At 74.0% G+C, this 23,739-nt stretch carries 20 protein-coding genes; 4 read left to right on the forward strand and 16 right to left on the reverse strand.

Going from position 1 to position 23,739, the window contains the following annotated elements; all coding sequences use genetic code 11:
• Positions 1-38 precede the first annotated feature (38 nt).
• The 3 genes from ACFZB9_RS21450 to ACFZB9_RS21460 form a co-directional block, all read right to left on the reverse strand.
• Positions 39-1,532 carry a hypothetical protein gene (locus tag ACFZB9_RS21450; protein WP_391449355.1) on the reverse strand — a complete coding sequence of 498 codons (1,494 nt, stop codon included), beginning with the start codon at positions 1,530-1,532 and terminating at the stop codon, positions 39-41.
• Positions 1,529-2,233: an RNA polymerase sigma factor gene (locus ACFZB9_RS21455; protein WP_391449357.1), complete on the reverse strand. Its 705-nt coding sequence runs from the start codon at positions 2,231-2,233 to the stop codon at positions 1,529-1,531. The genes ACFZB9_RS21450 and ACFZB9_RS21455 overlap by 4 nt, the downstream gene beginning before the upstream one ends.
• Before the next feature lie 106 nt (positions 2,234-2,339).
• Positions 2,340-2,513 carry a hypothetical protein gene (locus ACFZB9_RS21460; protein ID WP_391449359.1) on the reverse strand — a complete coding sequence of 58 codons (174 nt, stop codon included), beginning with the start codon at positions 2,511-2,513 and terminating at the stop codon, positions 2,340-2,342.
• 277 nt (positions 2,514-2,790) lie between these two features.
• On the opposite strand from ACFZB9_RS21460, the gene ACFZB9_RS21465 reads away from it, so the two are divergent.
• Entirely contained in the window at positions 2,791-3,828 is a 1,038-nt protein-coding gene (locus tag ACFZB9_RS21465; protein WP_391449360.1) for a DJ-1/PfpI family protein, read from the forward strand.
• Positions 3,829-3,943: 115 nt separating this feature from the next.
• Here ACFZB9_RS21465 and ACFZB9_RS21470 read toward each other — a convergent pair whose 3' ends face one another.
• From ACFZB9_RS21470 to ACFZB9_RS21495, 6 genes are all read right to left on the reverse strand, one after another.
• The gene (locus tag ACFZB9_RS21470) at positions 3,944-4,459 is read right to left on the reverse strand and encodes a rhodanese-like domain-containing protein (protein WP_391449362.1); all 516 of its coding nucleotides are present in this window, start codon (positions 4,457-4,459) and stop codon (positions 3,944-3,946) included.
• 200 nt (positions 4,460-4,659) lie between these two features.
• Positions 4,660-5,910: a hypothetical protein gene (locus tag ACFZB9_RS21475; RefSeq protein ID WP_391449363.1), complete on the reverse strand. Its 1,251-nt coding sequence runs from the start codon at positions 5,908-5,910 to the stop codon at positions 4,660-4,662.
• 254 nt (positions 5,911-6,164) lie between these two features.
• Entirely contained in the window at positions 6,165-7,436 is a 1,272-nt protein-coding gene (locus ACFZB9_RS21480) for a hypothetical protein (protein WP_391449364.1), read from the reverse strand.
• 179 nt (positions 7,437-7,615) lie between these two features.
• On the reverse strand, positions 7,616-8,167 hold the full coding sequence (locus ACFZB9_RS21485; protein WP_391449366.1) for a GNAT family N-acetyltransferase: 552 nt from the start codon (positions 8,165-8,167) through the stop codon (positions 7,616-7,618).
• A 22-nt stretch (positions 8,168-8,189) separates the two neighbouring features.
• The gene (locus tag ACFZB9_RS21490) at positions 8,190-8,774 is read right to left on the reverse strand and encodes an ABC transporter permease (protein ID WP_391449368.1); all 585 of its coding nucleotides are present in this window, start codon (positions 8,772-8,774) and stop codon (positions 8,190-8,192) included.
• A 139-nt stretch (positions 8,775-8,913) separates the two neighbouring features.
• Entirely contained in the window at positions 8,914-9,603 is a 690-nt protein-coding gene (locus tag ACFZB9_RS21495) for a PadR family transcriptional regulator (protein ID WP_391449370.1), read from the reverse strand.
• Positions 9,604-9,747: 144 nt separating this feature from the next.
• On the opposite strand from ACFZB9_RS21495, the gene ACFZB9_RS21500 reads away from it, so the two are divergent.
• Complete coding sequence (locus ACFZB9_RS21500) at positions 9,748-10,638, forward strand: MerR family transcriptional regulator (protein ID WP_391449371.1); 891 nt, start codon at positions 9,748-9,750, stop codon at positions 10,636-10,638.
• On the opposite strand, the gene ACFZB9_RS21505 is transcribed toward ACFZB9_RS21500, so the two are convergent.
• The 5 genes from ACFZB9_RS21505 to ACFZB9_RS21525 all read right to left on the reverse strand — a co-directional run bounded on the left by ACFZB9_RS21505 (position 10,557) and on the right by ACFZB9_RS21525 (position 17,250).
• On the reverse strand, positions 10,557-11,972 hold the full coding sequence (locus ACFZB9_RS21505) for a CoA transferase (RefSeq protein WP_391449373.1): 1,416 nt from the start codon (positions 11,970-11,972) through the stop codon (positions 10,557-10,559). The genes ACFZB9_RS21500 and ACFZB9_RS21505 overlap by 82 nt on opposite strands.
• Before the next feature lie 42 nt (positions 11,973-12,014).
• Positions 12,015-12,818: a pentapeptide repeat-containing protein gene (locus ACFZB9_RS21510; protein WP_391449375.1), complete on the reverse strand. Its 804-nt coding sequence runs from the start codon at positions 12,816-12,818 to the stop codon at positions 12,015-12,017.
• A gap of 84 nt (positions 12,819-12,902) precedes the next feature.
• Positions 12,903-13,781 (reverse strand): LysR family transcriptional regulator, encoded by an 879-nt coding sequence (locus ACFZB9_RS21515; RefSeq protein WP_391449377.1) that lies wholly within the window; start codon positions 13,779-13,781, stop codon positions 12,903-12,905.
• A gap of 59 nt (positions 13,782-13,840) precedes the next feature.
• On the reverse strand, positions 13,841-14,614 hold the full coding sequence (locus ACFZB9_RS21520; protein ID WP_391449379.1) for a hypothetical protein: 774 nt from the start codon (positions 14,612-14,614) through the stop codon (positions 13,841-13,843).
• A gap of 149 nt (positions 14,615-14,763) precedes the next feature.
• Complete coding sequence (locus tag ACFZB9_RS21525; protein ID WP_391449381.1) at positions 14,764-17,250, reverse strand: glycosyl hydrolase family 18 protein; 2,487 nt, start codon at positions 17,248-17,250, stop codon at positions 14,764-14,766.
• 398 nt (positions 17,251-17,648) lie between these two features.
• On the opposite strand from ACFZB9_RS21525, the gene ACFZB9_RS21530 reads away from it, so the two are divergent.
• Positions 17,649-19,334 (forward strand): DUF4132 domain-containing protein, encoded by a 1,686-nt coding sequence (locus tag ACFZB9_RS21530; protein ID WP_391449383.1) that lies wholly within the window; start codon positions 17,649-17,651, stop codon positions 19,332-19,334.
• Between the two features lie 91 nt (positions 19,335-19,425).
• Here ACFZB9_RS21530 and ACFZB9_RS21535 read toward each other — a convergent pair whose 3' ends face one another.
• Positions 19,426-20,901: an MFS transporter gene (locus ACFZB9_RS21535; RefSeq protein ID WP_391449384.1), complete on the reverse strand. Its 1,476-nt coding sequence runs from the start codon at positions 20,899-20,901 to the stop codon at positions 19,426-19,428.
• A gap of 157 nt (positions 20,902-21,058) precedes the next feature.
• Here ACFZB9_RS21535 and ACFZB9_RS21540 point away from each other — a divergent pair, with 157 nt between their 5' ends.
• On the forward strand, positions 21,059-22,057 hold the full coding sequence (locus tag ACFZB9_RS21540; protein WP_391449386.1) for an Lrp/AsnC family transcriptional regulator: 999 nt from the start codon (positions 21,059-21,061) through the stop codon (positions 22,055-22,057).
• Between the two features lie 22 nt (positions 22,058-22,079).
• Here the strand turns inward: ACFZB9_RS21540 and ACFZB9_RS21545 are convergent, their stop codons facing one another.
• A complete protein-coding gene (locus ACFZB9_RS21545; RefSeq protein WP_391449387.1) occupies positions 22,080-23,081 on the reverse strand; it encodes a LuxR C-terminal-related transcriptional regulator in 1,002 nt (333 codons plus the stop codon).
• Between the last annotated feature and the right edge of the window lie 658 nt (positions 23,082-23,739).

The raw sequence follows: 23,739 nt of genomic DNA on the forward strand, positions 1-23,739 counted from the left end.
TGCGTCGGGCGGACCGGGCACCAGCGCCCACGGCCGGCTCAGCCGGCCGGGATCTGTACGGTGACGGTGCCGCCGCCGATCTGGGTGAGGGCAGTGACCGAACCGAGTTCCAGATCAGCGTGCGCCACCATGGTCAGCTGCCCCGGCTTGGCCGTTGTGGGCACCGTCAACCGGTAGTTCACCGTGCGGCTCTGACCGGGCGCCAGTGGGACGCTCAGCGGGGTTCCCTGCGCGTCGGTCAGCCCGTCGCAGCCCAAGGGCACCGTCGTCCAGCCGGTGCCGTCCTGGCGCTCAAGAGTGCCGTCGGTGCTGCTGCCGGTACCCCCCGGCCCGCTCCCGCACAGGGACAGCAGGACCGCGCCGTAGCTGCTCCGGCCCGTATTGGTCCAGGTCACCGAGAAGAGCTGCGCGGAACCGTCCTTGCGCACCGACTGGTTGGCCGTCAGTCCGGAGAAGGCAGTGGTGACGTCACCCACCTGCCCACTCGCCGGGGCGGGGCCCTGCGGGCTGTGGTGGCTGCCGAAGTCCAGGCTGTTGAGGATCGCCTGCAGACCGCCTTCGTCCGCGGGGCTCAGGCCGTTGGCACCGACGAAGACCTGGTCCGTGCGGAAGCCCCACATCCGGCCGGTGAAGCTCTCCCCGCTGTCGCAGGCGACCTGCCAGGTGGACCTGGTGGCCTGCTTGCCGGCGACGGTCACGGTGCTGTGGTCCACGCTCGTCGTGTGCTGGGAGCCGGTGCCGTGCGGGTTGTCCCAGGAGTAGCAGTACGGCTGGTGGGCCCAGCCACCATCGGAGTCCAGATCGCCCAGGGTGGGGTAGCTGGCCTGCGCGGCCTCGTAGGGCGTGGAGTAGACGGTGAGGGAGACCCCGTACGGACCGCAGGCCCACCCGGTGCTGGGCTTGGGGTCGGGCGTCATCAGGCACAGCATGGTCTCGAACGGACTGGTGTTGCCGTTGAACCCGATGGCCTGGGTCGTCCAGCCTGTCGGGAGCGTGAAGCTGACGCCCCGGAAGGTGTACGGCGTCCCGGTGGCGCTCGCGGGGGCCGAAGGGCTGTCGCCCGACACCGGGCTGCCGGTCGTCGTCGGGCCGGAGGTCCGGCCGTTGTCCGCACCGGGAGTGCCGGACGCGGCGCCGTCGGGGGTCGCCGAGCCGCTGGGCGTGGCGGCGGTGGACGGCGAGGGCGACGGGGACGGCGAGTCCGACGGCGACGGGGAGGCGGACGGCGTGGCCGACGGGGCGGCGCTGGTGTGCAGCACGGCCGCCGGCGGCGGGACGACGTGGTCGGCCACCGTGTCGCTGCGGAAGCCCAGGTAGCCGATCGAGGCGGCCGCCGCCAGACCCACCAGCGGCAGCGCGACGGTGTAGAGCGGACGGGTGCGGCGCAGGCGGCGGACCGGCGGGGCCGCGGGGCGCAGGCTGCCCGCGGTGATCTGGGCGGCGCGGGCGCTCATCGCCTCGCGCAGCAGGTTCTCCAGCGGGGTGCCGTCGCAGTCGCCGCCCGAGGGGCCTGGCTTCTGATGATCAGTCATCGGACCTTCTCCAGCTGCTTCTCCAGGGCATCGAGTGCCCGGCTCGCGGTGGACTTGACGGCACCTCGGGAGAGCCCGAGGGACTCGGCGATCTGCGCCTCCGACAGATCGGACCAGTAGCGCAGCACCAGCACCTCGCGCTGGCGCTCGGTCAACTCCCGCAGCGCGACGACCACGCGGCGGTGCTCGTCGTTCAGGACGGCGTGCTCCTCGGCCGAGGGGGCGTCCGCCTCGTGCGGGGGCACGTACTCGCGCGCCGTCCTGCGGCGGCGCAGCACCGATCGGGCGCCGTTCACCACCGAGGTGCGCAGGTAGCCGAGCGCGTTGTCCAGGTCGTCCAGCCGCTCGCCGTGCTTCTGGAAGAGCGCGGCGAAGGCCTCCTGGACCACGTCCTCCGCGATGTCCTGATGGTCCACCAGGAGCACGGCCAGCCGGACCAGGCCGAGCCGGTGCGCGTGGTAGAGGTCGGTCACCGTCGGGCGTTCCTCGTTCTCCGAGCGCCCGCCGCGCAGCAGCCGGAACCCGGCGCGGCGGGCGGCGGCCGGCTGCCCGCCCGACGGCACCTCACCCGCCGGCGGCTCGCCCGAGGACACCGGACCCGGCGTGCCGAACAGCAGTGCGAGGACACCCGAGGGGCGCCGGCCCCGCCATCCCCGGACGGGGAGGGCGGCGGGCCGGCTCGGTGCCACGGCCAAGGACATGTCTGGTCTGCTTTCCCCCGAGACGGCGACGGGCCGTCAGAGTTGTTGATCATGGTTGGTGATCGACGGAATTGTGGCACCGGACGTGCCGCCCCCCGACGGTGGGTCAGCCCTGGTGGATCAGGGCGACCTCGGTGGTCACCGGGGCCGCGTAGTGGCCCGTCCGCGAGGGCGCCGCCAGCGGGACCGTCAGGGCCAGGCGGCGGGTCCAGGAGGTGTCACGAGGGCCGTCGGTGACGGTGGCAATCTTCGTGAAACGGGTGATAACGGACGTGCGCATGACGCGGCCCCCCAAGGCGTGGCGGTGATGGTGGTGATGGGATCGACGAGAGCGGCCGACGCGGTCCGGTCCGGCCGGTCCCGCTCCCCTTGCCCCTCACCCTGATAGACGTCCATCCCCGCGGGGGGTTGCAGGTGACTTCGAATATTTTTCGAGCGGCTCCGGTCACCCGCGATCCGCCTCGATCCGCACCGACGGCCGGCCCGGCCGGTGATCCGGTCGCGGCGCGCCCGCCACTACACTCGCCAGCAGTTTCGGCACGGCGACAGGGGGGTCCATGACCGAGCGGAGTGGATCGCGGCCGGTACCGGTGGCGATCGGACGGCGTCCCGAGCCGGTGCACACGGTGGCGGTGTACGCGTTCGAGGGGATGGCGCCCTTCGAACTCGGCGTGGTCGTCGAGGTCTTCGCACTCGCCCGCCCCGAACTGGCCGGGCTGCTCGCCGCCCCCTGGTACGGCCTGAAGGTCTGCGCCGACCGGCCGGGCCAACCGCTCGGCGCGATGGGCGGGTTCCTGCTGACCGCCCAGCACGGGCTGGACGAGCTCGCGGCCGCCGACACGGTGATCGTGGTGGGCGTGCCGAACGCCTTCACCGGCGAGGTCTCCCCCGGGCTGGTGGCGGCGCTGCGCACGGCGCACGAGCGCGGGGCGCGGATCGTCTCGATCTGCTCGGGCGCCTTCGCGCTGGCCGCGGCGGGACTGCTGGACGGCAGGGAGGCCACCACGCACTGGCGCTACGCCGAGCTGCTGCAACAGCGGTACCCGGCGGTGACGGTCAACCCCGACGTGCTCTACGTGGACCACGGGGACCTGCTCACCAGCGCCGGCAGCGCCGCCGGCATCGACCTCTGCCTGCACCTGGTCCGCACCGACCACGGCGCCAAGGTGGCCAACACGGTGGCCCGCCGCTTCGTGGTCCCGCCGCACCGGGACGGCGGGCAGGCGCAGTTCATCCAGGCCGCGGTACCCCCGGTGGAGGCCGCCGAGGACGGGGTGGCGCGCAGCATGCAGTGGGCGATGGACCACCTCGGCGCACCGCTGAGCGTCTCGCTGCTGGCCCGGGCCGCGCGCATGTCGGACCGCTCCTATCTGCGGCACTTCACCGCCCGGAACGGGACCAGCCCGATGCGCTGGGTGATCACCCAGCGGATCGCGGCCAGCCTGCCGCTGCTGGAGGCACTGGACGGCACGGTGGAGGAGATCGCCGCGGCGGTCGGCTTCGAGAGCGCGGCGACCTACCGGCACCACTTCGGGCGCACCATGCGGACCTCGCCCACCGCCTACCGGCGCTCGTTCGGCAGCGGCGCGGCCTGACCGGGCCGGTGATCGGGCCGGTCAGGCCGGTCGGGCCGGTCGGGCCGGGCGGGGGCCGGGCGGCGGGGGACGGTCAGCGGGGGACGGTCAGCGGAACCCGGGCGGCGGGGGACGGTCAGCAGACGAGGCCGAGGTCGGCCGGGGTGGCGTTCTTCGGGTCGACCGGGCGGCGGCCCTCGGTCGGCCAGCCCTCGCGGATCCAGTACTCCAGACCGCCGATCATCTCCTTGACCTCGCGGCCGAGCGCGGCGAGCTTCATCCCCGCCTTGGTCGAGCCGTTGCAGGCCGGGCCCCAGCAGTAGACCACCAGCAGGCCCGCGGGCAGCTCGGCCACCCGCTCGGGGGTGATGTCGGCCAGCGGGAGGCTGATCGCACCGGGCAGGTGGGTCTTGCGGTGGGCCCCTTCGAGGCGCACGTCGAGGAGGGTGAAGTCCTGCTGCCCGTCCCGCATGGCGTACCAGACGTCGGCCGGGTCGGCCTGGCAGCCGAGGCGCTCGGCGAAGAAGGCGAAGGCCCGCTCCGGGGGGAGCGCCGGGATCGCGCTGACCGGCGAGGGGGTGGAGACGGCGCTGCGCGCGGCGGGGGCGGTCACGGGGGCGGTGGCGGTCACGGGAACGGTGTTGGTGATCACGGTCGGCTCCTCGGCGGGGCTGGCTGCTGGGCGATGACCTGATCCTCCAGCGCGGGCCACCGCCCCCGACAGTGGCGCGGACGACTGCGACCGCCAAGATCCCGCCACCGCCGGACCCCCGTGTCCGGCGGGTCGGCCGGGTCGGCCGAGTCGGCTGGGTTCAGCCGGGGTCGGCCGGGTTCAGCCGGGTTCAGCCGGGTTCAGCCGCCCATGGTGGCCGGGGTGCGGGAGCCGCCGGACGGGCGCGGCACACCGCCCCGGTTGCGCGCCCGACGCCCGCCGGAGCCCTGGGCCGGGACGCCGCCCTGCTGCGCGGCCGCCAGGGCCCCGTCCTGCTCGGCGCGGCCGCTCGCCCGGCGTCCGCCGGAGCCCCGCCCGCCGCTGCCACGGCCACGCCGCGGCTGCTTGGTGGGCCAGAGCAGCACATAGGCCGTGGAGATCACCACGAAGGCCAGCCGGATCATGCCCTTGGTGGAATCCGAGGGGATCAGCAGCGCGCCGCCGTAGAGCGCGGCCAGCGCGATCCAGCTCCACCAGGGCACCAGGCGGCGCTGGCCGACCGCGTCCCAGAGCAGCGTGCCGAGCAGGATGGAAGCCGTGTAGTACGTGTAGACGCTCGGGTCGAGCAGGATCCGGGCGTTGGCCCCGACCAGCACCACGGCCGGCCAGCGCCCGCGCCGCACCGCCAGGGTGCCCAGGCCCATCCCGACGGCGAACTGCGCGGGGCGGTCCCACCAGGGGGTGGAGGGGTCGGAGACGCCCAGCCAGCGCAGCGAGGAGGCGGGCTGGTTGGGGATGGTGAACTTGGCGGCCGACAGCGAGCCCAGGTTGCTCAGGTAGAACGGCAGCCAGGCCACCGCGACCAGGCCCACGCACCAGAGGAAGGAGCGCTTCCACGCCGGCTTGGGCAGCGCCAGGATCAGCGGGAGGAAGGAGACCGCCCACGGTTTGGAGTCCACCGCCAGGGCCAGGTAGATGCCGACGGCGGCCGGTTTGTTCCGGACCAGCGCGTGCACCGCGAGCATCGTGAAGAAGAGCGCCAGCACGTCGTCCATGTGCGCGAAGCGCACCGAGACCTCGACCCACATCGGGATGAAGGCCAGGCCCGCGATGAGGATCCGCTGCTGGAGCCGGCGGTGGTTGGTGCCGGTGCCCCGGTAGTACCAGGCCGCGGTGCGCCCGACCAGGACCAGCATGATCAGGCCGAGCGCGGACATCGTGCCCTCGGCCAGCACCTGCCCGATCTGCGCGGGGAACGGCGCGAAGAGCCGGGCGGCCATCAGGCTCACCGGGCCGATCTGCAGTTCGGGGTGGTGGGCGTAGAGCGAGAGCCCGCCGCCGTTGCCACCGCTGAAGAGCAGCTGCTCGCCCTCCCGCAGGTAGTGCCAGGAGAAGCCGCCGCTGGGCTCGACGATCAGGAACCAGATGACCGTCCACGCCACCAGCAGCACGTGGTGTCTGCGGACAGGAAGGCTCGCGATACGGCCGGTGTTCGACCCGTAATCGGTTGCTTCATCATCCGCGCTTGCTCGGCGCACCTGTTCCTCTTCCCCACACCGGCCCCTTCGGCCGGTCATCCTATGCGATCAGGTGAAACAACTGAGTCACTGTGGCACCGCACACAACGTTGCTGGGCCCGTCCGCGTCACCGCTCGGACGGACCCAGGATGCCCGGACCACCGGTCCGTTCAACGGACCGAACAGGTCAGGAGTGCCGCGCACCGCCCTTGCGACGGCGCAGCAGGACCAGCGTGCCGACGCCCAGCGCGAAAACCGTGGCACCTGTGACGGCGATCGGCACGGCGTCGCCACCGCCGCCGGTGAAGGCCAGGCTCTTCTCGTCCGCGGCGGCGCCGGCCTGGGCCTGCTGCACGGCGGTGGCCGGGATCGGCACGACGGCGGCGGCCGGCGGCTGGACCGGGAAGGGGCTCACGGTGTCATCGGAGGAGGGCGAGGAGGAGGGGGTGCCGGGCAGCCCGCTCGCGGGCGCCGAGGTGGTGGGGACGGGGGTGGGCGTGGCGCTCGTGCCGGCGCTGGGCGACGGGCCGGCGGAGGTGGAGGGGGACGCGGAGGTGGAGGGGGACGCGGAGGTGGATGGGGACGCGCTCGGCGTGGCCGATGCGGAGGGCGAGGCCGGCGGCGTCACCGGGGGCGTGGCCGGGGTGGAGGGTGAGGCGCTGGGCGAGGCCGGCACCGACGGCGAGGAGGACGGCGTGACCGTGGGCGAGGCGCTCCCGGTCGGGCTGTGCGAGGGCTTCGGGGTGCCGGGCGACACCACGCAGAAGTACGAGGGACGGCTCGCCGACATCTCCCCCGCCTGGGTCGGCTTCCTGGCGGCGTCCACCGGCGCCCAGTAGGAGACGAACTGCGCGAAGGCCGGCCCGGTCGGGTTGTCCGCCGGCAGCCCGAGCCGCACCTTGATCGAGACCGACCGGCCCGCCTTGACGAAGATCAGCGCGCCCGGCGCGGGCACCCCGTTCTGGTCCAGCGGGCCGAGCAGCCGCAGCGTGTTCAGGTAGGTCGGGACGGTGCTGGGCTGCCAGTCCTGCTCACCGCGGCGGTAGTCCACGGTGAGCGCGGTGTTGTCGAAGTCGCCGGCCTTGTCGTTCACCCGCAGGGCCGGGTAGAAGACCAGGTCGCTCTTGGAGGGGTTGGTCAGCTGGAGGGTGAACTCGGTCGGCGCCGCGCCCGCGGTGACCCGGTCGCGCAGGCCCTGGACCGCCAGCCGCGGTCGGACCGCCGCCGGCACCGCCTGGTCGTCCTGCGTCTGCTGCGCGGAGTCACCCGCCGCGCCCTGCGCGTCGCCCGTGCCGGGGGTGGCCGAGGGGGTGGGACTCGTCACCAGGATCGCCGGCACCGCGAAGGGAGCGGCGAACGGAGCGGCGAACGGAGCGGCCGCGAGGGCGGCCGGAGCACCCGTCAGCACCACGGAGGAGGCAAGGGTGCCGACCGCGGCCAGGGCGAGAGTACGACGCATGGGGTGAGCACCTCGTCATCAGAAGCCGCGCCCACTCGAAGTCCCCTCAAGAAGCCGTCTGAGCGCGGTCGCGTGCCGTCGGGCCGCAAGAAACCCGCCCCGGCCCGACGGAGAGTTCGACGGAGACTATCGGACGAACTGCTCTTGCAGAAAGCGGGGTTGAAACTCCCAGCCGGCTCTCAGCTTGGCCCCTCCAGGCGCTGTTCGGGCTGCGGTCGGTCGGCGTAGAGATGGAGGAGTTCGCGTAGGAACGGGTCAAGTCGCAGGCCGTGGTCGATCAGTCCGAGCCGGCCGGCCACCGCGCGCGAGCCGGCGTTGTGCGCGTGGATCCAGGCGAAGACCGGCAGTTCGGGCCGCAGCCGGTGGGCCGCGTCGATCGCCGCCCGGGACAGCTCGGTGGCGTAGCCGCGGCCCCAGTGCGCGGGCGCCAGGCGGTAGTAGAGGTTCCAGTGGCCGCGCCCCTGGGCCTGCACGCCGCCGACGCCGACCACCGCCCCGGTGGTGCGCAGCCGCGCCGTCCAGTAGCTGAGCCCCTCCGGCCGGCGCGCCACCGCCCGCTCGATCCAGTCCCTGGTCTGCGCGATCTCGGCGTGCCGGCCCGCGGGTTGATGGCGCCACACCTCGGGATCGCGGTTGATCGCGTGCAGCGCGTCGAGGTCGTCCGGATGTACCGGGCGCAGGTCGAGCCGCTCGGTCTCGACCGCGCCCGGCACGGGAGTGTTCTCGCTCATCCGGGGAGCGTACGCACCTGGCTCAGACCGACCGCTGGTAGGCCCGGAAGGTGCGCAGCGACAGGGCCACCGCCACCACGGCCAGGGCCACCAGCCAGCCGCCGTGGCTGGCCACCGAACCCCAGTCGGGCGAGTCGCGCATCGCCCCGCGGGCCGCCTCCAGCGCCCAGTTCATCGGGTTGAAGCGCGCGGTGACCTGGATCCAGTGCGGCATCAGGCCGGCCGGCAGGAAGGCGGAGGAGAGGAAGGTCAGCGGCAGCAGCAGGAAGGTGTTGAAGCCGATGATGATCAGTGACTGCACCGCGGTGCTGATGCCCTGGGAGACCACGTTGGCGTTCAGCAGCACGGCCCGGCTGACCGGGGTGACCAGGAAGCGGTTGAGCGTGCCGCGCTCGATCTCCTCCAGGGTGCCCATCACCGCCCACATGTTGGCGGAGACCGCGCTCAGGTCGGCGGCCAGCGTGGTGAGGATCTTGACGGTGGTGGACTTGCCGGCGCCGTTGGGGCCCAACAGGCCGAAGACGGTGCCGGGTTCGACGGCCAGGCTCAGCCCGTCGAGCGCCCGCACGGCCGGGCCCCTGCCCTTGGCCGGATAGGTCTTGACCACCGGGGGCCCGGCTACCGTGGGAGGCGTGTGCCATCTCCATGGATGCCGGGTTCCGGGGTCACAGCCTGTTGCCGCAGGTCTGGGTGAGTGGTTCCGGGCCTCCGCGCGGTGTTGCCGCACCCGCGGGGGCCTTTTTCGGTCAGCCCTGGTCGGGCCGCTCCCGGTGCTGTTCTGACTGGGCCCGTTCGACGGCGCGGGCCGCCTCGGCGTCCAACTCCTTCCACCGTTCGGGCAGTTGCCCGGTCTCGTGGATGTCGCGCCACTGCTCCGCACCGCTGATCGCGCCGTCCGCCAGCTCCCGCAGCAGCTCACGGACCCAGTCGGCCTCGGCGCGGGCCATCGCCAGGTTGTACTCGCCCTCGATCAGCAGGATCCGCGGCAGCACCTCGCGCATCTCGGCCAGCATCGCGCCGTTGGCGTCGGCCTCCTCGTCCAGCGCGGTCAGCCGCTGCCGCAGCAGACGGTTCACCTCGTCCGGATGGAGGGCGAGGGCCATCGAGAGGGCCGACTCGAACCGCGGGTACTCCTTCTCCCGCGTGCCGAGCAGCTCGGCCAGCCAGTCGTGCATCTCGGCCCGGCCGGCCGCCGTGGCGCCGTAGACCGTGCGCTCCGGGCGCCGCCCGTCCCGCTCGGTGCCGACCTCCTCGATGAAGCCGTGCTTCTCCAGGTTCTGGACCACGGTGTAGAGCGAACCGTAGTTGATCTTGATGCTCTGGTCCTTGCCGCGGCTCCGGAGCACCTGGGCGATCTCGTACGGGTGGCGCGGCTGCTCCGCCACGGTGACCAGCACCGCGAGCGCGAGCACATTGCTGAGCTTGCGTCGAGCCATCGCCGACACCACCTCGCTTCCGTATATCCGTCTACGAGCATAGGACGGCGCCCGGGGGGACAACAAGACGCGATATGTCGTGTTGACGCGGGCCACCTCATAGGTTGACCCTCACACCGTGTCAGGGCCTGGAGTGGAGCCATCATGTTCACCATCGGAGACTTCGCCCGGCACGGCCGGGTATCGGTCCGCATGCTGCGCCACTACGACGCCATCGGGCTGCTGCGCCCCGCACAGGTCGACCCGGTCAGCGGCTACCGCTTCTACCGGGCCGAGCAGCTGGCCCGGCTGAATCGGGTGATCGCGCTCAAGGAGCTCGGCTTCACCCTCCAGCAGGTCCAGACGATCCTGGACGAGCGGGTGGACACCGAGGAGCTGCGCGGCATGCTGCGGCTGCGCCGGGCCGAACTGGCGCGGACGGTGGCGGCGGCGACCGCCCGGCTGACCGAGGTCGAGGCGAGGCTCCGGACGATCGCAAGCGAGGGACGTATGGACAACGACGACGTGGTGGTCAAGCCGATCGCGGCGGTCCGGGTGGCCGAGCTGCACGCCGTGGCCGCCGGCTACGCGCCGGAGCACATCACCCCGGTGCTCGGGCCGCTCTTCGACCAGCTGTGCCGGCGGGTGGCGGAGTCCGGGCTGCCCCCGGCCGGGCCGACCATCGCCTACTACGAGCCGGCCGGGGACGGCTCGGGCGGCGTGCTGGTGCACGCGGCGTTCCCGGTGGCGGCCCCGGCCCCGCTTCCGTGGCACCCCGCCGGGTTCGCGATCACCGACCTGCCCGCGCTGCCGGTCGCCGCCACCATCGTGCACCGGGGTGCGATGGACGAGGTGCTCGGGACCGCGCAGACGCTGGCCCGCTGGATCGCCGCCAACGGGTGGCGCTCGGCCGGCTTCGCCCGGGAGCTCTACCTGGAGTGCCCCGAGGACCGCGGCCGGTGGGTGACCGAGCTTCAGGAGCCGGTGGTCCAGGCCGGGGCGTCGGTGCCCCAGCGGGTCGGGCCCGCCGCCCAGGTGTCCGGGGCGCCGGCGTAGCCGATCGGCGGGCGGGCGTGGCGGAGCGGGCCGTAGGGGCTGGGGGTCTCGGCGAGGTACGGATCGGCGGCGGGCCCGGGCTCGGCCTGCGCTCCGCAGGCGGGCAGGCCGAGCAGCCACTGGGCGGTGCCGGCCAGCGAGTAGCGCAGCAGTGTCCCGGTCCCGGTGCACCGGCGCTCGGTCAGCGCCCGCAGCACGCCGGCCGCCAGCAGGTAGCCGGTGCCGTGGTCGAGCGCCTGGGCGGGCAGCGCGCCGGGGCGCCCGTCCGGCCCGGCCTCGATCAGCGCGATCCCGCAGCCCGCCTGCACCAGGCTGTCGAAGCCGCGCCGCCCGGCCCACGGCCCGTGCCAACCCCAGGCGGAGAGCTGCGCCACCACCAGGTGGGGCGGCAGGTCGGCGGGCGACAGCCCGTAGCGGTCCAGCGCGCCCGGGCGGTAGCCGGTGACCAGCACGTCGGCGCCGGCGACCAGCTCGCGCAGCACGGCCAGGTCGGTGGGGCCGGCCGGGGCGGAACCGGCGAGGGCGGGCCCGGCGAGGGCGGGCCCGGCGAGGGCGGGCCCGGCGAGATCGAGCAGGGTCGAGCGCTTGCCGAAGCCGGTGTCGGCGTGGGCGTCCTCGCTCTCCGGCAGCCGTGGGGAGTCGACGCGCAGCACATCGGCCCCGAGCAGTGCGAGGGTGCGGGTGGCGACGGGGCCGGCGATCACCCGGGTGAGGTCCAGCACCCGGACACCGGCGGCGGGCAGCGCCGCGGGGGCGAGCCGGCGGCCACCCTCGCCGCGCGGGGTGCGCTCGACGAGCGGGTGATCGGTCGGCTCGGCCGGCCGCACCGCCACCGCCAGCGCGCCGGCTGCGTACGCGGTCTCCTGCACCTCAAGGGCCCGGCGGCCCGCGAGCTCGGCGGCGAGCTGCTCGGGGGTGGTGTCGGGCCCGGCGCCGAGGGCGGCGAGCAGGCGCTCGCGGTGGTGCGGGTAGTTGGCGTGGGTGCGCACCCACCCGTCGGCGGTGCGCCAGAACCCGGAGAGCGGCGCGAAGCTGGTCGGCGCCCGCCCGTCGATCCGCAGGTGCCGCTCGCTGACGAACGCCGGGGCCACCGCCGCCTCGTCCACCGTCACCGCCGGCAGCGGCCCGCCGTTGCGGGCCGCCAGCAGCTCGGCCGCCGCCAGCGAGCAGACGCCGACGGTGGCCCGGGCGAACTCCCGCACCGGCAGCCGCGCGGCCAGCACCCCGGGCGCCTGCCGATAACGCACGCCGTCCAGGTCGGGGCCCAGCAGCTCCGGCGCGCCCCCGAGGGCGGACCAGGCGTAGGCGGTGGCGAGGTCTACGTGATCTGTCACACCGTCATTCTGCGCCGGGGCGGGCCGGTGACGGGACGGGGATCACCAGTGCGCGGGGCGGGTCAGGCCGGTGGGGAGCCTGGTGGCGGCGTCGCCCTTGGCGGCGGTGAGCTGCGGTTGGGTCAGGAAGATCGCGCCGGTCAGGTCGGCGCCGTGGAGCCGGGCGTCCCGCAGGTCGGCGCCGATCAGGTCGGTGCAGCGCAGGTCGGCGCCGGTGAGGTCGGCGGCGATCAGGTAGGCGCCGCGCAGGGTGGCGCCGGCGAGCTCGGCGCCCGCGAGCCCGGCGCCGATCAGGTCCGCGCCGCGGCGGTCGCGCTTCTTGCCGGGGATGGTGGCCCGGACCAGGTCGCCGGCCTGGAGCAGCAGGGTGTTGACCCGCCGGCGGTGGGCCGCGACGTCCAGCGCGAGCAGCTCGGCGGGCGCGCCGGCGGTCAGCGCGGTGGTCTCGTCCCGCAGCTCGCGCAGCGCGGGGTGCAGCCGGGCGGCCGGGGCGCTGGTGAGGGCCTGGTCGAGGTACCAGAGCAGTTCGCGCAGCTGGCGCACGACCGGGAAGACGTCGAACATCTCGCGCGCCGTCTGCGGGGCGGCCCGCCAGTCGGTGCCGCCGAAGGTGACCTGGGAGACCTGCTGGCCGGCGCCGAAGCAGTCGTAGACGGTGCAGCCGGTGAAGCCCTTCTGCCGCAGCTGGGTGTGGATGCCGCAGCGGAACTCGGTGTCCAGGTTGCGGCAGGGCTTGCCGGCCTCCTTGGTGATCGCGAAGTCCGCCGAGGCCGTGAAGGGCAGCGCGACGCAGCACAGGCCGAAGCAGCTGGCGCAGTCGCCGGTCAGGGCGGTGGATTCGGTCACGGGGGTTCCTTGCTTCGGGCGGGCGGGACCATCGAGTAGACCCGACGGACCGGGAGGGCGTCCAGTTCGTTCGGGCGGGGCCGGTCAGCCGGGCAGGACAGCGGCGCCACGCAGCTCGCGGATCAGTGCGCGGACGGCCAGCGTGCCGGCCAGCTCCGGCGTGGTGACGTAGCCGACCGTACGGGTCGGGCGGTCGGGGCCCAGGTCGGTGAGCGCGACGCTGGCGGGGGCGTCCAGCACCGCCAGACGCGGCATGACCGCCATGCCCATCCCGCGCGCGACCATCGAGAGCACCACGCTGTCCTCGCCGGCGTCGAGCCGGGCGGTCGGGAGCCAGTCCTGCCGGGACCACCACGCGCGGGTGTAGGAGGAGCAGTTCTCGGTCCAGTCGATCAGCGGCAGCGAGCGGGGGTCGGCCTGCCCGGCGGGGTGGACCAGCGAGTAGTCCTCCTCGAACAGCTCACCCGCGACCAGCCCGTCCGGCAGCCGGTAGCTGCCGCTCAGGGTGGCGATGCCGAGGTCGGCGCGGCCGGCCCGGACCTCGCCGGCGGTGCCGGGCCCGACCTCGGGGACGATCCGCACCTCGGGGGCCAGGCCCGGGTGGGCGGCCCGCAGGCGGGTCAGCACGGTGGGCAGCAGGTGCACGGCGGCGCTGCGGAAGGCGGCGATCCGCAGCGGCCCGGCCAGGACCTTGCCGCTCGCGCCGCGCGCCTCGTCCGGCAGTGCGTCGAGCAGCCGCAGGATCCGGCGGGCGTGTGCCGCGGCGCGCTCCCCGGCGGGGGTGGCCCGGGCGCCGTGCCGGCCGCGGTCGAAGAGGACCGCGCCGATCTTGCGCTCGCAGGCGCTGACGGCGTGTGAGACGGCGGACTGGGTCAGCCCGAGCGCCTCGGCGGCGGCGGTGAAGCTGCCCCGGTGCTCGACGGCGACCAGGATCCGCAGCTCGCGGATGGCGAGATCGTTCACACCGCTCACCGTACTGCGCCCGCCCCGGGTGCCGGGGCGGGCGGCCTCCGCGGAGCGGGTCAGAGCTGGTCGGGGTGCGGCGCGTAGCTCGGGTGGTGGGGCTGCTGGCCCGGCGCGGCCGGGTGGGCCGGCTGGGCGCCGCCGTACGGGTTCTGCCCGGCGGGCGGCTGCTGACCCGGGAAGGGCTGGGCCGGCGCCTGCTGACCCGGGAAGGGCTGGGCCGGCGGCTGCGGCGGGAACGGCTGGCCGGCGGGCGGCTGCTGGCCCGGGAACGGCTGGGCCGGCGGCTGCGGCGGGAACGGCTGGCCGGCGGGCGGCTGCTGGCCCGGGAACGGCTGGACGCCCTGCGGCATGATCGGCCGGCCCAGCGGGTCCGGCGCGGTGGGCGGCACCGAGCCGTCCGCCATCGCCCCGGGCGGGAAGGCGGCCGCGAGCTGGTCCATCTCGTTGCGCCAGTAGCGGTGGATGTTCAGGCGCTTCGGCTTGCTGTCGGTGGGCAGCTGGAGGTACATCGAGCTCCAGATGGTGGCCCGCTTGACCCGGCTGACCGGGAACGCGTGCCGCGGGAAGACCGCGACCACCTCGCCCGGGCGGTTGGTCCAGCGGCTCGCCACGTTGACCACCACCGAGCTGTTGGTGAGGGTGAGGAAGTAGAACCGCCGGGTCAGCGCGACGAGCAGACCCACGCCCGGGATCTCGTCGAAGATCGCGTTGAGCCAGGGGCTCGGGCCGGTCTCCACGTGCACGCAGGCGATGAACGCCTCCCCGGGCGGCGCCACCTGGGAGAGCTTCTCGATGACCTGAGCCTTCTGCTTGGCCCGGCGAATTGCCATGGATTCCGTCCTCTTGCCCCGTTTGTCCACCGCCTCGTACCGCGGTGAAATCGGCTGAGATTAGCAGGTCGTGATGGCCCCTCGAACAGCTGACGGCCCCCGGCGCACAGCGCGCACCGGGGACCGTCACAACCGTCCTGGACGGGCTGCTACTTCATGCTGCCGGTCATCGCCTTGACCAGGCTGCCCGACGGGTCGTCGGCCTCCAGCGAGTAGGCGAAGATCCCGCCCAGCCCCTTGCCGGTGGCGTACGCGCCGCGGGCGGTGATGGCCTGCGGGGTGTCACCGGTGTAGAGGTTGGTGCCGTCGTAGATCCACGAGCTCTGCGTGGTCGGGTCCCAGTGGACGTTGGCCGCACCGGTCTTGCCGGTGGCCACCAGCTCCTTCCAGAAGGCCACGCCGGCCGCCTGGCTGGTGCCCTGCGCGGCGGACGGGCCGGTGGCGCTCTGGTAGAGGCCGTTGGTGGTGCCGGCCGGCACCCCGGTCCAGCCGCGGAAGTAGAAGGGCACGCCCAGCACCAGCTTCGAGGCCGGGAAGCCGCCCTTGATCCCGTACGCGGGGTCGCCGTTGATGAAGGCGTTCACCGCGTTGTCGACGGTGTACTTCTCGGTGCCCGGGGCGATCGGGGTGCTCGGGTCGTTCGGGCTGTTGTGGAGCGGGTCCTGCAGGTTGGTGGGACCGGTCGCGTCCCAGGCGCCGTGCATGTCGTAGCTCATGATGTTGCCGTAGTCCAGGTACGTGCCGATCTGGTCGGTCTGGACGTTGGCGATCTTGTCCTGGCCGCTCGGCAGCGCCGCGGTGAGCAGGAAGTGCTTGCCGATGCTGCTGCCGTAGGAGTCCAGCTCGTTGCGGAACTCGGCGAGCAGCGCGGTGTAGTCGGCGGTGTCGGCGGCCGAGTAGTGGTTGCCGGCGTGGCCGCCCGAGGAGGCCGGGTACTCCCAGTCGATGTCGATGCCGTCGAAGATGCCCGCGGCCGAGCCGGTGCCGCCCGAGGCGTCGCCGGAGACGCCGGTGGGCAGGTTGCCCTTGATGAACATGTTGATGCAGGAGGAGACGAACTTCTTGCGCGAGGCGTCGGTGGCGGCCACGTCGGAGAAGAACTTCGAGTAGGTCCAGCCGCCGAGCGAGAGCGTGAAGCGCAGGTTCGGGTACTTGGCCTTCAGCTCGCGCAGCTGGTTGAAGTTGCCCTTGATCGGCTGGCTCCAGGCGTCGTTGCCGCCGTCCACGCTGTTCGCCGAGGTGTAGGACTTCTGGTAGTCCGCGAAGGCGTCGCCCGCGCCGTCACCCGCGTTCGGGTCGCTGTCGTTGGTGTCGGCGGCCTTGATGGTCTCGAAGCAGGTCTGGTTGGTCGGGTCGATGTTCTCGAACGCGTAGGTCATCACGTTCAGGCCGGAGGCCGCGCCGTCGGCCGCCACGCTGCTCGGGTAGTACTGGTTGCCGTAGATGCCCCACTGCGAGAAGTACGCGGACTTCACCGCGCCGGTGGGCTGGGCGCCGGTGGTGACGCCGACCGGGGCGGACTGGGCGCTGCTGTGACCGGCCACGTCGTAGCCCTGGACAGTGAAGGTGTAGGCGGTGTTCGGCAGCAGCGAGCTGACGGTGACCGAGGTGCCCATCGAGGTGGCGACCAGGTTGCCGCCCGAGTAGACGTAGTACGCCGGGACGTTGCCGTTCTGGCCGCCGTCGGTGGAGGCGGACCAGGTGAGCGTGACGGTGTTGTTGCTGACCGCGGCGGTGACCCCGGCAGGGGTGCTGACCAGGCCGTCGCCGACGGGCGCGGTGCCGCCGCCGGTGGGGCCGCCGGTGGGCGAGGCGCTCTGGGTCGGGCTCACGCTCTGGGTCGGCGAGGCGCTCTGCGTGGGGCTGGCGCTCTGGGTCGGCGAGGCGCTCTGCGTGGGGCTCGCGCTCTGGGTCGGCGAGGCGCTCGGCGTGGGGCTGGCGCTCTGGGTCGGCGAGGCGCTCTGCGTGGGACTCGCGCTCTGGGTCGGCGAGGCGCTCTGCGTGGGACTCGCGCTCTGCGACGGCGAGGCGCTCTGCACCGGCGAGCTGGTCTGGGTCGGCGAGGCGGTGCTGCCGGCCGGGCCGGTGAGCGCCAGGTCGTCCGCGTAGTACGTCCCCTGGCCGTACCAGCCGTGCACCCAGACCGTCACCGAGGTGGTCGAAGCACCCGTGGTGAAGCCGGTGTTGAGGTTGGCCCAGGCGGCGCTGCTCGCCGTCCAGGTGCTGGTGTCGGTGGTGCCGGTGCCGGTCACCCCGAGGTACGCGTAGCTCCCCTTGAGCCAACCGGACAGGTTGTAGGCGGTGTTCGGGGTGACCGGCACGGTCTGCGCGCACTGCGCGGTGTCCGCGGCGGAGGCGGCGCCCGCCAGCGCGTAGCTGCCGCCGTGCGGGGAGGTGGTGGTGATGCTGCCGAGGCCGCTGGAACAGGTCCAGCCGGACAGCGTGCCGGTCTCGAAGTCGCCGTTGGCCAGCAGGTTGGCGCTCGCGGCCGAGGCCGAGCCGCCGGCCAGGGTGGCCAGGCCGGCCGCGCCGGCCATCAGCGCGGTCGCGGTGGCGAACACGGTGGCGCTTCTGAACGGGCGTCGAGCGGTCTGGGACCGCTCGGCCTGCCGCGCGGCGGGGCTGCGTTCGGGCATGGTCGCTCCAGGGAGTTACGCCCGGCCGAAGGGATCCGGACGCCGTGTGGGGGAGGTGTACCTGGGTCAGGGCGGGGCGCAGTCGCCTGATCCGGTTCCGCGGATTGGCGCAGAACGTATGCCCAGTCCGCCGGTCGGGTCAACAGGTCTGTACCAATCTGCAATCTGATGAACCATCCGACCGGCCCAAACGTCCGAGTTCGTCCGCCAATGGGCCGTCGGCTGGTCGAACAGGTCTGTACCTGTTTGGCATGTCGCCCGTGATCGCCGCGCCGCCGCGGGGGGCCACCCACCATGGCCGGGAGGTGACCGGTGCGATAGGACTACGAACGACGACGGGGGTGAGGATCGTGGTTCGGTGGTGGCATCGGTTCGGTCTCGGCCGGGACTTCCCACGGGTGTGGGGAGAACCGCGCGGCGAGCCGCTCGAACCGCGCGAGCTGGGCCGGGCGCTGGCCAAGGCCGGCTGGGCCGACGGACGGCCCTGGTCCGCCCCCGGCCGCCCGGGCCAGGAGCCGGCGGCGCCGCGCACCGCCGCACTCCTCGCCGGGCTGCCCGCCGAGGCCCGGCGGGCCGTCGCGCTGCGGCTCCAGCAGGAGCGCAGCGGCCTGGTGGCGCAGGACTACGAGTGGGCGGCCGGCCGGGTGCTGTGCGAGACGCGCTGCGACTGGCGGCCCGAGGAGGTCCACCAACTCTTCGCCGCCGCCCTGCTCGGGGTGGACCCGATCCGCCCGGGGGCCACCAACTGGGCGACCGCCGAACGCAGCCTGGAGCTGCCGCTGGCCGCCTACGCGGAACTGGACCCGGCCGAGCGCGAGCCGTTCCAGCCGTATCTGCGCACGCTGCTCGCCGCCCGGTTCGGCTGCCGGGCCGACCTCGCCAGCGAGGGCGACCGACCCGCCGCCGAGGACAGTGCCACCTTCGCGCGGCGGCTGCGCGCGCTGGTGCCCACCCCCTTCGACCCCGACCCGCTGCTGCCGTGCGGCGAGGAGCCGGGCCCCGAGGACGAGCTGTTCGCCCGCTCGGCCCGCTGCGGGCTCGGCGCCCTGCTGTACGAGGAGCCGGCGCTGCGGCTGCTGGAGCTGTGCGCGGAGGTCACCGAGCTGCGGCCCAGCTATCAATGGCTCGGCCGGGTCAAGGAGTTGTCCGAGCTCACTCCGCAGGTGCGGTGGCCGCTGCGGATCCTGCTGGCGGCCGGGCGCGGCCGCCCGGCCGACTGCCGGGCCGTCGGCCAACCACACGAGGGGCAACTCGGCGAGCGCGGCGCCCAGTTGCTGGCCGCTCTGGCCTGGGCCGCGACGGTCACCGAGGACGCCAAGGCACTCCATGAGCTCAGCCGCGCCCTGGACCACCACGGGCGCGCCGCGCTCGGTGACCTCCGGCCGGCCGCCTCGCACTTCGTCCGCTCCGGGATGGCGGCACTGGCCGCGCTCGCCGGGGAACCGGGTGCCGGAGCGCACCGCAGGATGCTGGCGGGCAACTCGCCGGCCGCCACCAGGCTGGCCCGTGAGGAGCTCGCCGCGATCCGCGACCTGCCCGCGGGCGCCGATCTGCAGGCGCTGCGGGTGCCGGTCGGCCCGTACACGGCCTGCTTCGTGATCGGCGCCAAGGGCACGGTGGAGCTGCGGTTCCGCAACCAGGCGGGCCGCCTGCTGAGCGGCGTTCCCTCCCAGGTGCGCGAGCGGCACCCCGCCCGGTACGCCGCACTGCGCACCCGGCTTGTCGAGCTGCGCACCCAACTGGTGACCTTCCGCGGCATGTTGGCCGAGCGTCTGCACGCCGATCCCGGCACGCCGGCGGCCCGATGGCAGGCCGACTACCTGGACGATCCAGCGCTCGCCCAGCTCGGCTGTGCCCTGATCTGGCAGATCGACACACCGTCAGGTCCGGTGCCGGGACGACCGGTCCGCCGCAAGGGCGCCACCCACTGGATGCTGCGCGACCTGGCGGGACGGGTGCACGAGCTGACCGACGACACGGTGGTGCGGCTCTGGTCCCCGGCGGCGGACGAGGCGGAGCAGGCGGCCGCCTGGCGGGCCGAGTTGGCCGGGCGCGGGCTGGCGCAGCCGGTACCGCAGCTCTGAGGCAGCACCGGGCGGACAGCGGCGCCGCCCGCCCCGGATCGAGTGATCCGGGGCGGGCGGCGCCGGGGCCTGCCCCGAACGGGCGTCGGCGTCAGGCCTTCGCCGCAGCCGCGCCCGCCGCAGCGCCCGCCGGGGCCGCGTCCGCGGGAGCCGCGGCCTGGCCCGGCGCCCAGGCGCCGGGGAGCGGGGCCGGGCGGCGCACCAGTGCCAGCACCAGCACCCCGGCCACCAGGCCGGTGCAGCCCGCCACCAGGAAGACCCGGTCCAGCCCGGCCGCGAAGGCCGCGTGCAGGTCGGGACGGCCGGCGGCGTGGCCGGTGAACTGCCGCACCCGGTCCTGGAACACCGTGCCGAGCAGGGCGATGCCGAGCGCGTAGCCCAGCTGGCGGCCGGTGTTGACCGCGCCACTGGCCATCCCGGCCCGCTCGCGCGGCACCGCGCCCAGCGCGGTGGACATCAGCTGCGGGGTGGCCAGGCCCACGCCCACCCCACTGACCAGCAGACCGGGCAGCAGAGCCGTCCAGCTGGAGCCGGACGAGACCAGGCCGAGCAGCAGCGTGCCGCCACCGATCAGCAGCAGGCCGACCCCGATCGGCAGCTGCGGCGCGAGCCGGTGCATCGCCTTGCCCGCGGTCAGCGACACCAGGAAGGAGGCCAGCGCCAGCGGGCAGACCGCCAGGCCCGCGTTGAGCGGCGTGAGGTCCAGCGCCTGCTGCAGCCAGATCGACACGTAGGTGAGCTGGGCGAAGGCGGCCGCGTTGAGCAGCAGGCCGCCCACGGTCAGCCCCAGGAAGGTGCGGTTGCGCAGCAGCGCCAGGTCCAGCAGCGGGTTCCCGGCGCGCAGTTCGGCCACGGCGAAGACGACCAGCGCGAGGACGGCCAGGCCGATCGGGCCGAGCACCTGCGCGCTGCCCCAGCCCTTGTCGCCGCTCTCGATCAGCCCGTAGACGAGCGCCGCGGCGAAGACGGTGAAGCTCAGCGCGCCGGCCAGGTCGATCCGGCCGCGGGCCACGCCCGGGCCGCCCTTGAGGTAGCCGAGCGTCATCGCCAGCGCGAGGACCGCGACCGGCACGTTGACCATGAAGATCGCGCGCCAGCCCAACGAGTCGGTGAGCAGCCCACCGAGCACCGGGCCGACGGCGGCGGCCGCGCCGTTCACCGCGCCCCAGACGGCGAACGCGGTGCCCCGGTCGCGCCCCTGGTAGGCGCCGTTCAGCAGGGCGGTGGTGGAGGTCATCATGGCGGCGCCGCCGATGCCCTGGGCCGCGCGGGAGGCGATCAGGGTGGCCGCGTCGGGCGCCAGCGCGCAGGTCAGCGAGGCGACGGCGAACAGGACCAGGCCGCCGAGGTAGAGCCGGCGGTGGCCGAGCCGGTCGCCGAGCGAGCCCAGCGCCATCAGCAGCGCGGCCAGCGTCAGCGCGTAGACGTCCACCACCCACTGCAGGGAGGTGAAGGAGGAATGCAGGTCGGCGGACATTTTCGGCAGGGCCACGTTCACGATGCTGACGTCGACCAGCAGCATGAAGGCGCCGAGGCAGATGGCCGCCAACGGAATCCACTTGCGCACGGTGTTCTCTCCGGTCAGAGCAGAGGGCCGCGGGCGGGTGTGCCGCCCGCCCGTGGCCCGGACGATTCGATGACGCCCCACCCTGCGCCGTCCGGACGGGGTTCTTTCAGCCAGTCGACATGTTCCGGAGAATTTCGACATCACCTAGGCTGGAGTGGTGGAATCCGATGCCTTCGACCAGCTGGACCGCGAGCTGGTCCACGCCCTTCAGCTCAACGCCCGGGCGCCGTTCAGCCGGATCGCGACGGTGCTCGGCGTCTCCGACCAGACCGTGGCCCGCCGCTACGCCCGGCTGCGCGGCAGTGGCCGGATCCGGGTGCTGGGCCTGACCGAACCCGAGGCGCTGGGCGAGGTGCGCTGGCACGTGCGGGTGCAGTGCACCCCGGACGCGGCCGCCTCGGTGGCCGAGGCACTGGCCCGGCGCGAGGACACCTCCTGGGTCACGCTCAGCTCGGGCGGCACCGAGATCAACTGCTCCACCCGCGCCCACCCGGACCAGGCCGACCACTCGCTGCTGCTCCAGCGGCTGCCGCGCACCCCGAGCGTGGTCGGCGTCACCGCGCACTGCGTGCTGCACACCTTCTTCGGCGGGGCGCTCAGCCTGGTGGTGAAGTCCGGCACGCTCAGCCCCGAGCAGGTGGCGGCGCTCTGCCCGGAACCGGCCGCTGCCGGACGCCCGGACGGACCGGCCGCCGCGCCCCCGGTGCTCGACGAGGCCGACCGGCGCCTGCTCGACACCCTGGCCGTCGACGGCCGCACCCCGCCGGCCGAACTCGCCGCCGCCACCGGCTGGTCGCTCAGCACGGTCCGCCGCCGGATGGAGGAGCTCCAGGCCTGCGGGGTGCTCTACTTCGACCTGGACGTGCACTGGCAGATCTTCGGCGTCCGGGCCCAGACCATGCTCTGGCTCTCGGTGGCGCCCGCCGAACTGGCCGCCACCGGCGCGGCCCTGGCCGAGCACCCGGAGGTGGCCTACGCCTGCGCGACCACCGGGGCGACCAACCTGCACGCCGTGGTGCTGACCCGCGACGTCTCCTCCCTCTACGCCTACCTGACCACCCGGATCGCCTCGCTGCCCGCGGTGCGCCAGCTGGAGACCGCCCCGACCATGCGGATCGTCAAGGGCCCGGGGCCGCTGCTCCCGCCACGCCGCTAGCGCGGGCCCGACGGCGCCGGCCCTACGGCGGGGTGAGCAGGCCCAGCTCGGCCACCCGCAGGGCGGCCTGGAAGCGGGTCTGCGCGCCCAGCCGCTCCAGCAGTCCGGAGATGATCCGGCTCAGGGTGCGCGGCGAGATGTCCAGGTGGCGGGCGATCGACTCGTCCTTGACGCCGTCGGCGAGCATCCGCACGATCGACAGTTCCTGGCCGTCCAGCACCGGCTCCCGCGGCTCGGCCGACTTGCGCACCACGGTGGCGCCCAGCCAGCAGTAGTCGTAGAGCGCGGTGAGCGAGCGGACCAGGGACCGGCCGCGGATCGCCACGGCGCCCTGGGCGCTGTCCTGCGGATGGATCGGCAGCACGGCGACGTCGTCGTCGAAGATCAGCATCCGGATGGGCAGGAACTCGGCCACCCGCGCCTCCCGCCCCGGGCGCACCGCATCGGCCAGGTAGGAGGCCATGTACGGGACTTCGGCGGTGCGGCGCTGGTAGAGGGTCTGCACCGAGATGCCCCGGCTGTGCATGTCGGAATCGCGCAGCAGCATCTGGTCGATCATCTCCACCGGTGGCGGCCCACCCGGGTGCATCGAGCGCATCCGGGAGCGCGTCATGCTCCCGGCGTCCTCCAGGAACGCGTTGACCAGCGCCGGGCTGGGCAGCGTCTCGATCTCCACCGCCTCGGTGCGCTGGTTGCGCAGCTCGGCGAAGTCGCGCATCACCGCCGCGATGTTCTCCCGCGTCCGGGCGGCCTTCTGCAGGTAGGCGGAGGTCTGCCGCTCCTCGGAGGCGAACAGCCGGGTCAGCGCCGCCTCCGGGTCGACGGTGACGTACCCGCAGGCGGAGGCCGGGGCCGGGGCCAGCAGCCCGAGCACGCTGAGCCGGTCCGAGGCCTGCTCCGCCTCGGCCACCGCGCAGCCCGCCGCGAGGGCCAGCTCCTCCAGCGCCGAGTCCGGCTGGCGGCAGATCAGGCCGTACAGGCGCAGGTCCATCGGGCTGATCGCGCCCCTGGCCGGTGCTGGCATGGTGCTCTCCTCACGTCCCCGTGGCCGGCCACGGACCGCGGCTCCCCCGGGCTCGACGCGCGGGCCCGGCGGGGGCCACCGCGCACGGGGTGGGGGAGGCGGGGCGGTCCGGCCGCTGTCCGGTGTCGGTGTCAGCTGTCGGTGTCCGGTGTCGGTATCCGCCGTCGGTGTCCGCCGTCAGGACGGACAGCTCGTCGTCCCGGGCTCGACCGCACGGGAACAAGGACCGGAACAGCGACAGGGGCCCAGGTGGAGTGGGTGGCACAAACCGGGCCGGATGCCGGAATCGCCGTCTGCGCGAGCCAAGATCCACGCCTCCCTCCGGCCTGGCGCGCAGGCTTTTGGCCCGGGCGCGGACAGGGCACCGCACGGGTGCGGCAAGGAGCGGTCCGGCGGGTGCCGGGCCACTTGACCTGGATTTTAACCGGGCAACCAGCCGGTAGGGCAAGCAAATCCCATCGCACTCGTGACGACCCCGCCGACCGGCGGGGGTGCGGGCCACTGCGGCCTTGCCGAGGTGGCACCGACATGCCGACGCGGCGGCCCGGCCGCCGGGCGACGGCGCACCGGAATTCCCGGCCATGGTATTCGGATGGAACCGCCGGCGGGCCCTTCCGGCTGTACCCGATTCAAGGGACAGCGTCGGCGTTGACACCCG

The sequence above is a fragment of the Kitasatospora sp. NPDC008050 genome, from assembly GCF_042957465.1.
Lineage (GTDB): Bacteria > Actinomycetota > Actinomycetes > Streptomycetales > Streptomycetaceae > Kitasatospora.